Raw genomic sequence first — 13457 nt, forward strand, 5'->3', positions numbered from 1 at the left:
CTCTCCTCTCTCCTCTCTCCTTTCTCCTTTCTCCTCTCTCCTCTCTCCTCTCTCCTCTCATCAGAACATCCTGTACGCAGCATGACCAGCAAAGAATACGGAGCCTGCGATCACCATCAGGACGGCGGAAATGATCCACATGACTACAATGGCAACGATGGCGCTCACCACCAGGTAACCAACTTTATTATCCTCCGGGGTCTTCTTGATATCGCCGAGACCAAGGTACATAAGATAAATACCATACAGACCCAGAAGAGAAGCAACAATGCCCAATACTGGGATCAGGTAAAGAATTCCGGCGACCCACATGGGTGTCATTGAATAACCCACCAGTTGCATCGAGCGCCCGAAATTTTTCTCTGATTTAAAGGAGGGTGCCAGGAGATCAATGATCAAAGCAGCTACGTAAACAGCCAGGATGGTGGTGATCAATGAAATGATCCCGGAAGCGAGACCCCATCCGATACCGCTCATACCAGCAAACCGCCCCATATGAAAACCGAAAACTCCCAGTCCGATGAACCGTGCAATGGCTGGGATCAGTGCCAGTGGCAATACATACGAAAAAACAACCGACTGTGCGTTAGGTGTTTCTTCAGCAATAACCTTCCATTCATCCTTTGGGTTGAACAGGATGTTCTTGGCGCGTTGAATTAAATTCATATTGTCAAATTTTTAAAGTTAAAAAAAACGATCACTATGTTGAATGGTCATCCGTGAAACGCTTATCGGATACCAATATGTTTTACAGAACCATCCGCTGGATTTATTTTGAAGTGAAACCTTGAAGTGGCAGGATAATGACTGAGGATACCCAACTGATGGATGGGCATATCCTTGGTGAGCAATTCCCTGCCCTTATAGATCACAGATACGTGGCATAACCGGGGCAATCTCAACACGAATCCCTGACCTGACGCAGCTTGTCCGGCCGACTCACGCAGGGAGGAAGGGGTAATTTCGCCTGCCGGTTCAACTTTGATGAAGACCGGTGTCCCCTGCGGTGCAGCTGACCGTGTAATTCCTTCCGTATTGGATACGTAAAGAACAATTTCTTCCTGACCGGCTTCATCAGCCAATGGGAAATACACTACGGTCGCCCTGTAGGATTCCCGCTGGCAATGACCCTTGAACAATGACAGATAGGCATCTTCCATCTCCAGCAATCTGGAATCCATATACTGCATCGTTTCTTTACTGTAATTAACCTCCTGGTAACCTGTGAGCAATTTGTACCTGTCCTTGCGAATGGAAGCAATGAATTCTGCCGCTTCCGATGCCCTTTCTTCCATGGTCTTGTAGGCCGTTGATCTTTTGTAGCTTACATCCCTGAAAGTAGACGTATCGATGGTTACCATTTTTATGATCGTGTCGATTTTGACCATCTGGTTGTCCGTTGCATAGTATCTGAACCGCAGATCCTCGCCTGCACGTTGAGAGACGGTCTGCCTGCTGAATTCTTCTGTCTTCTCCGGAAACGGTTGCGCTGAGAGCTCCATTCCCATCGAGACTTCTGTAAGATACCCCTCATCTGAAAGGATCATGTTCATTTCAAGGGGATCTTTGCTCTGCTTCTGCAGGAATTCAACAAAATAAATCTGACCGGGATCCAAACCGGTCAGGGCCTGGCACTGTACGTCTTTGATTTCATAATGCGTCTCATTTACCTTGATTACAGAGTCCAGTCCTAAAAATTTAAAAGCGTACTCAGCATAAGGTCCCCTGGTCTTTTCAACGAGGTCGTAACAAACATCGATTATCAAATATGTGCCCGGCAGGTAATAAAATGCTCCTTCCTTTGACGTAAAAGCAGCCGCATCCGTAACCCTGGTGACGTTCACCTGAGCCTCAATTGAAGATAAAAAAACAAGTATCAGACTAACTATCAGGATTATATGTCTCTTTTTCATCATTTATGAGTGGATTGGATATCAAAAGTAGAAAATATTGAAACAAAAACAAAACGATTTTTTTACCTTTGCCTTATTGGCTTCTCATTGCTTATGATGAAAAGAAATACTCTTTCTTTCCTGAATGTCATCAGCCTATCACTGTCCTGCCTGTGTATTTGGTGGATGGCAAGCTGTTCGGATCAAGCCGGAAAGGAGCGAAAACACAGACCGGGAAAAAACATTCCTTCCATAACCATCACAGGCTCGCAGGAACTGTATCCATTGATTTCACAACTGGCTTTTGAATTTAACTGGATTTACCCGGACGTAAGGATTGATGTTTCACCCATCAGTTCATTGCACGGTCAATCGGATATCCTGTTTCGGGTCATGGATCGCAATAAGCGCTCGATCAACCTGATCGATAGTCCGCCTGATACTGGCCTTTTATCACTGACGGTGGCCTACGATGCGGTCCTTCCTTTTGGCAATGCAGGAAATCCGTACCTGAAAAAACTCAGAGCCATGGGCATCACTCAGAGTCAGTTCAGGTACATCTTCATCGACGCTTCCCTGTCTCACTGGGGCCAGCTTACCAGAACGGATTCTTCCTCCCGTATTTTTCCGTTTACCCGTACCGATATCTGCGAGGCAGGTGAGATCTGGTCAGCCTATCTTGGGACGCAACAGGCCAATATGACTGGAACCGGTGTGTACGGAGAGGCAGGAATGATCATGGCCGTCAGGAAAAACACTTATGGGATCGGCTATGCCAGCATTCGCTATCTTTATGACAGGAAGACCCTTGAACCCATGGATGACCTGACTGTGATCCCGGTTGACCTGAACAATAACGGAAAAATGGACAAGGTTGAGAACTGTTATCATAACCTGGAGGCGGTCTCCTTTGCCATCAAACATGGAACTTATCCATTTCCACCGGCAACAACCCTTTGTCTGACTTTCAATAAAAAACCTGCAAATCAGCTTGTCATCGATTTCATTATCTGGATCTATGAAAACGGGATGCAGACCATCCAGGATGCAGGATACATCATTCCCAGTGAAGCAACGTTAAAAAACCAGTCACTTATCATTCAAAAACCTTAATGTGAACCTATGAAGAACAAATCATTGACTTTTTTTACCTTTTTACTCATTTCAGCTGTGTTTCCGGCGTTCTTCCTGAGTTGCCAGCCGCGGCAGGATAAATCCCAGGATGATGGTACCAAAAGCAAACTGAAGGGTACCATCAGCATCTCTGGTGCATTTGCATTGTATCCGATGACGGTTAAATGGGCAGAAGCCTTTATGGAGCTGAATCCGAAGGTGCGGATCGACATCTCTGCCGGTGGTGCCGGCAAAGGCATGACCGACGCCCTTTCAGGAATGGTTGATTTGGGGATGTTCTCACGCGGAGTCACCAAGGCGGAAATGGATAAAGGAGCCTGGTACATTGCGGTGGTGAAAGATGCTGTCGTTCCGACCATCAACGCGAACAATCCTGTCATACAGGCCATCAAGGCAAAGGGTCTTTCCAGGGATCATTTCATGATGATCTACCTTTCACAGGAATTGCAGTACTGGGATATTTATCCTGATGTTCAATCTGTGGGTAAAAAGATCAATGTCTATACCCGTTCAGATGCCTGCGGGGCAGCCCAGATTTGGGGTGAATACCTGGGACAGGACCAGGAAAGCCTTAATGGTGTAGGCGTTTATGGTGATCCCGGAATGGCGGAAGCGATCAAAAATGATGTGCTGGGTATCGGATTTAACAACATCAACTATGCCTACGATATGTCCACACGGATACAATACGAAGGACTGGAGGTTGTACCGATCGACCTGAACGCCAATGGACTGATCGATCCGGAAGAAAATTTCTATGATACCCAGGACGAGCTGATCACCGCCATTAAAAATGATGTCTACCCGTCACCGCCTGCGCGCGACCTGTATTTCGTATCCAAAGGAAAACCGGCCAATGAAGCCACGATTGCCTTCCTGAAATGGATCCTGACCGATGGACAGAAGATCGTAAACGAGTGCGGCTATGTGGAACTTTCCAGCGGAAAAATCCAGTCCGAACTTGCCAGATTATAATCCCTGCATCCGGTGAGAGGACTTTCCATAACACGCCAGCTTAGAAACAGGTTACACAGTACCTGGATGTGGATTGCCCTGGTCCTGGTGATCATATTGCCCTTTCTGATTGGCATCGGACTGTTCCTTAAGTCAAGGCTGATCCTGCAGGATGTTTCCCTGTGGGAGCTGTTGTTTTCCTCGCAATGGAAGCCCCTTTCAGGGAAATTCGGCTTTTTTCCGTTCATCGTCAGTTCCTTGTGGGTCACCATTCTATCCCTGCTCATTGCCGGACCTATCTGCCTGTTGACGGCCATTCATCTCACACAGTATGCCGACAACTGGGTCTTGAAGATCATGCACCCGGTCATCGACATCCTGGCGGGCATACCCAGTGTGATCTATGGCGTCTGGGGAACACTGGTGATCGTACCCCTGATCTCCAACCACATAGCGCCACTGTTTAACACCGAGACCTCAGGATACAGCATATTGGCCGGTGGAATTGTGCTGGCAGTGATGATCATTCCGTTCGTACTGAATATTCTCATCGAAGTATTCCGAACGGTACCGATAGAACTCACCGAAGCATCCCTGTCGGTCGGGGCAAGCAAATGGCAAACCATTAAATTCATCCATATCCGCAAAGCCTTCCCGGGCATCATCTCTGCCTTTGGACTGGGATTATCCAGGTCGTTTGGTGAAACCATCGCCGTACTGATGGTGGTGGGAAACGTGGCCAAGATACCCCGCGGCGTCTTTGAACCGGGATATCCACTGCCTGCACTGATTGCGAACAACTACGGTGAAATGCTCTCCATTCCCCTGTATGATTCAGCGTTGATGCTGGCAGCTTTTGTCCTGCTGATCGTAGTTTTGATTTTTAACCTGGCATCCCGTGTCTTGATCGTCAGGACCGAACGCTATAGATGAGAAAGATGAAACGAAGAACGATCATAAGAACAGAAGAGATCTTTTTCAGGGTGATCATGTTCATTTCCTCGATGATCATTGCTGCAACTCTTTTTCTTATTATTTTCAGCATTTTCTATAAAGGATTGCCTTCGTTATCATGGGATATGGTTTCCCAGACGCCCAAGGGAGGCTTTTATTTCGGAAAAGAGGGAGGTATCCTGAATGCCATTGTTGGCTCACTCTACCTTGCAGGAGGATCCACCTTCCTGGCGCTGGTCATCGGTCTCCCGCTGGCTCTCTTCATGAACATCCACCTGCTGTCGAAGACAAAATGGGTCAATGCCATCCGTTTTTGCCTTGACCTGCTTTGGGGTATACCATCCATCGTTTATGGTGCTTTTGGTTTTACCCTCATGATCTACTTCGGATTAAAAACTTCCCTGTTGGCAGGTATCATTACAGTCACCCTGTTCATCCTGCCTATCATGGTCCGTGCAATGGATGAGGTGATAAAAACCATCCCGATCGGACTGGTAGAGGCTTCCTACTCACTTGGATCCACAAAGTCGGAAACAGCCTACCGCATCTTCTTCAGACAAACCGTACCTGGAATCGTCACAGCCATACTCCTGTCGTTCGGGCGTGCCATTGGCGACGCTGCCTCCGTTCTGTTTACCACCGGATACACCGACCATATGCCAACCTCTCTGTTGCAACCCACTGCGACCTTGCCCCTCGCCATATTTTTTCAACTTTCCGTCCCCATCCGGGAGGTGCAGAACCGGGCGTATGCCTCTGCGGCCATTCTTGTTTTTATCATTCTGCTCATCAGTATACTATCAAGGATTTTTGCCAGGAAATTTTATAAAAATCAAATCAAGTGATATGCAGCAGGATACCAAGATAGAAGTCAAAAACCTGAACCTGTACATCGGGAAGCAACACATCCTGAAGAACATTAACGTGAAGATCCCGCCCAACAGGATCACGGTGATCATGGGCCCTTCGGGTTGCGGCAAGACCACTCTGCTTAAAAGCCTGAACCGGTTGACCGACCTGTATCCTGAAATGAAAGTGTCAGGAATGATCCTGATTGACGGGGAGGATGTCTTCCATCCCAAAGAAGACATTACCAAGATCAGGCAAAAAATGGGGCTGCTGTCACAACGTCCTTTTCCATTGCCGATGAGTATTCAGAAAAATGTAGCATACGGGCTCAGGATCAGTGGCAGGAAAAGCCGAAAAGGGATCGAAAGGCGCGTTCAGCGTTACCTGCAAATGGTCGGATTATGGGATGAAGTCAAGGACCGGCTGAAAGATCCCGCATCCGGCCTGTCCATCGGCCAGCAACAACGCCTCTGCCTGGCACGAGGGCTTGCCGTGGATCCTGAGATCATCCTGGCCGACGAACCCACCTCCGCACTGGACCCTCTTTCCTCTCAGACCATTGAACAAAAATTCATGGAACTGAAAGAGCATTATACCATTGTTGTCGTTACCCATATATTGCGTCAGGCCAAACGCATCGCCGACAACATCATCTTCATGTACCTGGGTGAGGTCATCGAACAGGGACCTGCCGAAGAAATCTTCAACAACCCGAAAGAAGAAAGGACAAAAGCCTATATCATGGGAGGGCTGTACTGATGTAAATTAATGATTATAAATCATTAATTAAAGATTAAAGATCAATCATCAGAGATATGAGAACGATTAAAATCCTTTTTTTTGTCGGGTTACTTCTGGTCACGGACAATCAGTTATTTGCTCAATTGACCCTCAGCGCTGAGCTGCGGCCACGCTTTGAGTATCAGAATGGATACAGAAATCTGGCCACGGATTCAAACGACCCTGTTTTTCTCATTTCACAGCGTACACGATTAAAAGCAATCTATGTACACAAGGTGTTTGGTGCCGGTATTTCCATTCAGGATGTACGGGTCTGGGGAAACGATGACCTATACACCAGCACGGGTACCGCGGGTAACTCGGCTTCCATTAACCTTTCGGAAGGATGGCTTGAACTGTATATCGCCCCCTCGCTGACAGCCAAAGCAGGACGGCAATTCCTGGTATATGACGATGGGCGGATCTTTGCAACACGTAACTGGGGACAGGGAGCACTAACCTACGATGCCCTGGTGTTGAAATATAAGAATGAAAAAAAATGGGACATTGATCTGGGTGGATCCTGGAACAACACCGTGGATAACCTGTACTTCAACAGTGATTATCCATCAGACAAAATTAAGATGATCCTGTTTGCCCACTTTCACAAACTGATCGGCAAATCGCTCAACCTGGGTGCAATCGCAACCGCTTTCGGATTTACAAAATCGGATAATTACCATATTCTTTATACCAGGGGTACCTACGGGATCAACCTCGACTACAAAAAAGACAACCTGAAACTTAGAGCAACCGTCTATTACCAGAATGGAGCCAATAGAAAAGGAACACAGGTCCAGGCATACCTGACTTCCCTCGTGGGCTCCTATACCTTCGATAAATTCACCGTAGGAGCTGGCATGGATTATATTTCCGGCCAGGATGCTACGGAGACCTCTGATTCCTACACGGAAAAAGACCATCTTTTCGAACTGTTTTACGGAATGCGTCACAGCTATTACGGCTACATGGATTATTTCACCAATTTCCCGAAAGGTACGGCCAACGGCGGACTGATGGACATTTACCTGAACATAAAATATAAACTGGCGGAAAAACATGACCTCCAGCTGGATTACCACTATTTTTCACTTGCACAAAAGGTAAATGCTGAGTGGGATAAACCGCTGGGATCAGAATTTGATTTTTTATACAGATATACAGTAAATGAGTTCCTGACCTGCGATCTGGGTTATTCAGCTATGTTGCCGAAAGAAACGCTGGAAAAAATCAACATCAAAAGTGGAAGTGCAGAGTTTTCCCACTGGTTCTACCTGATGATCACCCTGAAGCCGACACTGCTTAAGATGTAGGGGAAATCAGAATCACGCTCCTTTACCCGTCACCGCTGCCTTACCTTTATGAACAAGCAATAATCCGCAGAAGGTGATCAATCCGTTAAGTATAAGTAATTCAAAACCAAACTTATAACCACTGAGCCATTCGACCGAGTTGGAGCTGAGCACATAACAGATGACAGGGGAGGCAAGGGCAATCCACGGCACCCAGCGATCCCTCACCGCAAAGGGGGTGAACAGGCCAAATGCAAAGAGACCCAGCAACGGGCCATAGGTGTAACCCGCAATGGTGAAGAGCTTGTCAATCACCGCACGGTCGTTGATCGCACGGAAAACCACGATCACCGTAAGCAACAGGAGGGCAAAACAGAAATGAACCAGATACCGTATCCGTTCTTTTTGCCTCTCACTGAGATCCTGCTTCTTCGGTAAACCCAGGAAATCAATGCTGAAGGATGTGGTCAGCGATGTGAGGGCTCCGTCAGCACTTGGATACGCGGCCGAGATCAATCCAATGACGAATACAATGCCCGCAACTGGTCCCAGATGATTGATGGCGATGGTGGGGAACAGATCATCCGACCTTAGAGGAAGTGCAATCCCCTTATAGGTCGAATAAAGGTACAGGGAGGCACCCAGGAACAGAAAAACCAGGTTGATGAAGACCACTGAAAAACTGAAAGAAAACATGTTTTTCTGAGCCTCCTTCAACGACCGGCAGCTCAGGTTCTTTTGCATCATTTCCTGATCGAGCCCCGTCATGCAGATGGCAATGAAGATCCCGCTCAAAAACTGCTTCATGAAATTACGGCGGTCATGCCAGTCGTGGAAAACCATCTGGCTGTAATCACTCCCGGTTACCTTCCGGATCATGGATCCCAGATCCAGGTTCATGCTCTTCATGATCAAATAAATGGATACCATAAGCGCCAGGAGCATGAAGGTGGTCTGTACCGTATCCGTCCAGATAATGGTTTTTATGCCTCCCTTGAAGGTATACAGAAGGATAAGGATGATAAAAATCGCTGTGGTCACCGCAAATGGAATGCCCCATGCATCAAAGACAAATATTTGCAATACATTGACAACCAAAAACATACGAAAGGATGCACCGATCGTCCGGGATAACAGGAAAAAAAAAGCCCCGGTTTTGTAGGACCAGAATCCGAAACGCTGTTCCAGATAGGTATAAATGGAGGTCAGATTGAGTCGGTAATACAACGGCAACAAAACTGTGGCAATGGTGAAATAACCTATGAGGTATCCAAATACCACCATCATATAGGAGAACTGTGTATCCCCGACATAACCCGGTATCGACATAAAGGTCACGCCTGAAAGGGATGCCCCGATCATACCGTAGGCAACCACATACCAGGGGGATTCCTTGTTCCCGATGTAAAAGGCACGGTTCGTGGCACGTCTTGCCGTCAGCCAGGTGACAAAGAACAACAATGCCGTATAAGCAAGAAAGATCAGGAATATGATAACAGGCTTCAAACCGGGGCGGGAAATTTACGGTAAAACGAGTTCTTCAAATGTCAAAGGTAATATTTTTTAATCTCCTCGCTAAATGAAAAAAGATCCGGATAGGTGAAGTCATACAGATTCTTATTGATGATTGTATTTTGTATATTATTAACAATCAATATATTAATCATTCCCAACCTTCGGCCAAGTTCCATATCGCTTGCCGAATCACCCAGCATGATGCTTCGTTTGAAATCAATCCGGGGAAAATCGCTCTTCGCCTGAAGAGCCATACCCGTGTCGGGTTTACGGCACGGGTGATGTTCCCTTTCAAGATACGGACAAACATAGATCCCGTGGATCTTTCCTCCCGCTTTCAGGATCATCTTCAGCATCTTTTTGTGCACCTCTTCCACCGCTGATTGCTTGACAACGCCTTTACCGATCCCCTGCTGGTTGGTGATGATGATGAGACGTTCAAAAAGGGCATTCAATACGGGTATTGCTTTGAGAACGCCGGGCAGAAACTCAAACTCATCCCAGCTTTTGACATAATCATCCACCCGGAGCCGGTTGATGATCCCGTCACGGTCGAGAAAAAGGGTCCATCCCCTGTCAATGTTCAAATTGCTCAAACTCATGCTGTGCCCTTTTCAAGGATTCAGGTGTGCCGATATCAATGAAATATCCATTGGCAGGGTAACCGTAGATTTGTTTCGTATGCACGCAACGGGGAAAAAAGTCCTTTTCCAGCGAGAATCGTTCTCCCGGACTGTGCTGCCGGAAAAAGTCTCTGTTGATCATATAGATGCCTCCATTGATCCATCCGCCACCAGAGATCCTGTTCTTCTCTGTAAATCCGGTCACCTGCTGCTGATCATTCAATTCAACCAAGCCGTATCGATGCGTTTCCGCCTTGTGGAGAAGAGCAATGCTCATCGAGGCGTGCCTGGCCGTGTGAAACTCAACAAATGACTGCAGGCCGATCCTGTACATCGAATCCCCATTCAATACCAAAACATCGTTCCCAATGGTCCGGTCCAGGGCGTTCAGGATTCCGCCACCGGTTCCAAGTAACTCATTTTCTATGGAATAAATAATCTCAACCTCTCCCTGTCTCGTTGAAAAAAAGGACTGGATATCCTGGTATTGATATCCCACGGAAAGGATGACCCTGTGGATTCCCCATTCCCGGATCTGATCCAGGATGTAACCCAGAAAGGGCTTCCCCCGGATCAGTGCCATGGGCTTGGGCGTATCCTGAAGAATTGGTTTAAGCCGTGTTCCCAGTCCGCCGGCAAGAATGATGACTTCAGGGATCATCGGGGAAACAGGCTTGATTCAATCAGCTGACAGAGGATATGACCAATCAGAATATGGGCTTCCTGGATACGGGGTGTATCATCCGACGGCACGTTGATCAGGTAATCGCACAGCAGCTTCATTTTACCACCGGTAGCACCGGTCAGTCCTACCGTGATCATTCCCGATTCCCTTGCTGTAAGCAAAGCATTGATCACATTCCCCGAATTTCCGGATGTTGACAGGGCAACAAGAAGATCGCCTGGCCTGCCTGAACCCTTGAGAAGGCGGGAAAATACCTCATCGAACGAATAATCATTGGCGACCGCCGTCAGGTAGGAAGTGTTGACGCTGAGCGCTTCGGCGGGCAGAGGTGGCCTGTCATAATAGAACCGTCCGGAAAGTTCAGCAGCGAGGTGCTGTGCATCGGCTGCGCTGCCACCATTCCCGCAAAAAAATACCTTACCTCCCTCCCGCAGGGTAGTTGTGCAAACGGTAGCTACTTCACCAATTGTATTTAAAAGCCGGGAATCCCCAAGGATCCGTTCCTTGACTTGAATGGATTCCTGTATGATGTTGCTGATCAGCATATTGTGCGTATTAATGAATCGCTGTTTCATTGACTCCTCCAAGTCGTCAGTCCCGATGTTGTGTACTCGTATCGTTTTACCTGCCCGCCAAAACGCTGGAGGGCACGGATAACCTCTCCCCGTGTATTGTTGGGACAGTAAAGTACCATAAATCCCCCGCCCCCTGCGCCCGAGATCTTCCCTCCCGTAGCACCCGATTTCATGGCAGTGTCATAGATCTCATCAAGGTAGGGATTCGTTATCCCTGAAGCCATTTTTTTCTTGTGATGCCAGCCAAAATCAAGGATCTCCCCGATCTTCTCGAATTCTCCCCTGAGCAGGACTTCTTTCATCATGATCGCCTGCTCCTTGATCCCATGCATGGCCTCAATGGCCGACACTTTATTCTCCAGCACATTCTTCTGCTGTGTTTCGATGATCTGTGAGGAAAGCCGGGATACTTCAGTGTTATACAGAATGAGGTTATAAGACAGCTCGTTCAGGTAGGACTCATTGATACGTAATGGATTGACGATCACTTTATTATCTTTATAAAACTCCATGAAGTTGACGCCTCCAAAGGTTGCGGCATACTGGTCCTGCTTGCCGCCGGATAGTTTCAGGTCGATGCGTTCGATCTCATAGGCCATTTGTGCGATGTCATATTCTCCCAGAGGAAGCCGCAGCCATTGGGTAAATGCCCCGAGAATGGTCACCACGAGGGTCGACGAAGATCCCAGCCCGGAGCCAGGAGGAGCATCAACAAGCGTAGTGAGCTCAAATCCAAGCGGCCTCTTTGTGAACTCCTTTACGATCCGGTGATAGACACCAGCATGCAGGTAAAGTCCTTCCTTCGTTTCGATCTCTTCAGCCATTGCGGTGTCCAGCTCAATGTTTCTGTCGATGGCACGGATCACGATGCGACCGTCAGCTCTGGGCAGAATGGTTGCATAGGCATACATGCTGATCGTAGCGTTCAGGACGGCTCCTCCATAGCGTTCAGCGTACGCTTCAAGGTCGGTGCCACCGCCTGCCAGGCTTATGCGCAGAGGTGCCTTACTTCGGATCATGAACCAGGGTCTTTTCGGTTTTCAATCTCTTTCTCAAGTTCGGTAATGGACAAGAGCATGTTTTCCCATGAATACTTCTTTTTCGCTTCCCTGACAAACGGCACAAATTCTTTTTCCCGCTTGTTTACAAAAAAATCCTCGATCGCTTCGGCAACCTTGTCAGGATCGGGATCAACCACATACCCAGCCTTACGGTCAGGAACCATCTCTGCCAACCCTCCCACATTGGTAATGATCATCGGTTTATCAAAATAATAGGCTACCTGAGTTACACCACTTTGGGTTGCACTTTTATAAGGTTGAACAACCAGATCGGCAGCACAAAAATACGTACCAACTTCGCTATTGGGGATAAATTGGGTAAATTTCAAGATCCTGTCACCAATCTGATGCTGCTCAATGATCTGCTCATACGGTTCAGGATCGGTATAATACTCCCCGGCAAGGAGCAAGCGAACAGGAAGCGATTTAAGACGCTTGTTCCCCAGGGCATGTAAAAGTATGTCCAACCCTTTATATTCTCTGATAAAGCCAAAAAACAGCAAATAATGGTATTTCTGATCGATACCCAGCATCTCACAAGCCGTTTGCCTGTTAAAACAGGTTCCATAGACATCATAGAGCGGGTGAGGACAATATCTTCGGGGTTTATTCCTGTCAAAGCGATCCAGGTCCTGCATAACTGAACGCGACATGAAGACAAATCCATCGGAGCTTTTGACATAAAAGGCTGTCAGGAACTGGTCGAAGAGTTTCCGTTCATGTGGGATGATGTTATCAGCAATGGTTATGATCCGGGTGATCCTGTTCCGTTTAATAATGCGTGCCAGGACTCCCAGACAGGGGCCAAGGAAGGGCAGCCAAAAACGGATGATGACAAGGTCGGGACGCAACCGGCTGATCTCCCTCCCTGTACGTATCCAGTTGAACGGATTCACCGAGTTGATCCTGGCCCGGATATCCAGTCCTTCCGGGGGTGGCTCGGTCGTCCATTGAGTCTTTCCGGGAAAAAAAATGGACGGATATTGTAACCGAAACGAAAAGATCACTGTCTCATCTCCCCGTTCCATGAAAGCCTGTGCAAGGCGCTCATTGAAGGTGGAAATCCCTCCTCCCCGTAAAGGGTGTGCTGAACCGATGATGATTATTTTTTTACCTGATTTCATACAAACAGGAGTTTTGTGG

General features: G+C 47.6%; 14 protein-coding genes. 6 read left to right on the forward strand and 8 right to left on the reverse strand.

All coding sequences use genetic code 11. The features are described from left to right. Positions 1-60: 60 nt before the first annotated feature. Complete coding sequence (locus PKI34_09000; protein ID HNS17944.1) at positions 61-666, reverse strand: Yip1 family protein; 606 nt, start codon at positions 664-666, stop codon at positions 61-63. 62 nt (positions 667-728) lie between these two features. Then, positions 729-1844, reverse strand: coding sequence for a DUF4831 family protein (locus PKI34_09005; GenBank protein HNS17945.1), 1116 nt, complete (start codon positions 1842-1844; stop codon positions 729-731). A 165-nt stretch (positions 1845-2009) separates the two neighbouring features. On the opposite strand from PKI34_09005, the gene PKI34_09010 reads away from it, so the two are divergent. Genes PKI34_09010 through PKI34_09035 form a run of 6 tightly spaced genes read left to right on the forward strand, consistent with a single transcriptional unit; the run spans position 2010 to position 7876 of the window. Beyond that, positions 2010-3005, forward strand: a complete 996-nt coding sequence (locus PKI34_09010; GenBank protein HNS17946.1) for a substrate-binding domain-containing protein — start codon at positions 2010-2012, stop codon at positions 3003-3005. A gap of 9 nt (positions 3006-3014) precedes the next feature. Further along, entirely contained in the window at positions 3015-4001 is a 987-nt protein-coding gene (locus PKI34_09015) for a substrate-binding domain-containing protein (protein HNS17947.1), read from the forward strand. 12 nt (positions 4002-4013) lie between these two features. Continuing rightward, positions 4014-4913, forward strand: coding sequence for a phosphate ABC transporter permease subunit PstC (gene pstC / locus PKI34_09020; GenBank protein ID HNS17948.1), 900 nt, complete (start codon positions 4014-4016; stop codon positions 4911-4913). A gap of 5 nt (positions 4914-4918) precedes the next feature. Beyond that, positions 4919-5779, forward strand: coding sequence for a phosphate ABC transporter permease PstA (gene pstA / locus PKI34_09025; GenBank protein HNS17949.1), 861 nt, complete (start codon positions 4919-4921; stop codon positions 5777-5779). A gap of 1 nt (position 5780) precedes the next feature. Next, positions 5781-6542, forward strand: a complete 762-nt coding sequence (locus PKI34_09030; protein HNS17950.1) for a phosphate ABC transporter ATP-binding protein — start codon at positions 5781-5783, stop codon at positions 6540-6542. 56 nt (positions 6543-6598) lie between these two features. Beyond that, positions 6599-7876 (forward strand): alginate export family protein, encoded by a 1278-nt coding sequence (locus PKI34_09035; GenBank protein ID HNS17951.1) that lies wholly within the window; start codon positions 6599-6601, stop codon positions 7874-7876. 12 nt (positions 7877-7888) lie between these two features. Here the strand turns inward: PKI34_09035 and PKI34_09040 are convergent, their stop codons facing one another. The 6 genes from PKI34_09040 to PKI34_09065 are packed head-to-tail and all read right to left on the reverse strand — an operon-like array spanning position 7889 to position 13438. Further along, positions 7889-9361 carry a sodium:solute symporter gene (locus PKI34_09040; protein ID HNS17952.1) on the reverse strand — a complete coding sequence of 491 codons (1473 nt, stop codon included), beginning with the start codon at positions 9359-9361 and terminating at the stop codon, positions 7889-7891. A gap of 41 nt (positions 9362-9402) precedes the next feature. Beyond that, complete coding sequence (locus PKI34_09045; protein HNS17953.1) at positions 9403-9972, reverse strand: HAD family hydrolase; 570 nt, start codon at positions 9970-9972, stop codon at positions 9403-9405. Further along, entirely contained in the window at positions 9947-10654 is a 708-nt protein-coding gene (locus PKI34_09050) for a nucleotidyltransferase family protein (protein ID HNS17954.1), read from the reverse strand. The genes PKI34_09045 and PKI34_09050 overlap by 26 nt, the downstream gene beginning before the upstream one ends. Then, positions 10651-11223, reverse strand: a complete 573-nt coding sequence (locus PKI34_09055; protein ID HNS17955.1) for a D-sedoheptulose 7-phosphate isomerase — start codon at positions 11221-11223, stop codon at positions 10651-10653. Before PKI34_09055 ends, PKI34_09050 begins: the two co-directional genes overlap by 4 nt. 26 nt (positions 11224-11249) lie before the next feature. Then, positions 11250-12272 carry a dehydrogenase gene (locus PKI34_09060; protein ID HNS17956.1) on the reverse strand — a complete coding sequence of 341 codons (1023 nt, stop codon included), beginning with the start codon at positions 12270-12272 and terminating at the stop codon, positions 11250-11252. Then, positions 12269-13438: a glycosyltransferase gene (locus PKI34_09065; GenBank protein ID HNS17957.1), complete on the reverse strand. Its 1170-nt coding sequence runs from the start codon at positions 13436-13438 to the stop codon at positions 12269-12271. Before PKI34_09065 ends, PKI34_09060 begins: the two co-directional genes overlap by 4 nt. Positions 13439-13457: the final 19 nt, after the last annotated feature.

Source organism: Bacteroidales bacterium (assembly GCA_035342335.1).
In the GTDB taxonomy this organism is placed as follows: domain Bacteria; phylum Bacteroidota; class Bacteroidia; order Bacteroidales; family JAGONC01; genus JAGONC01.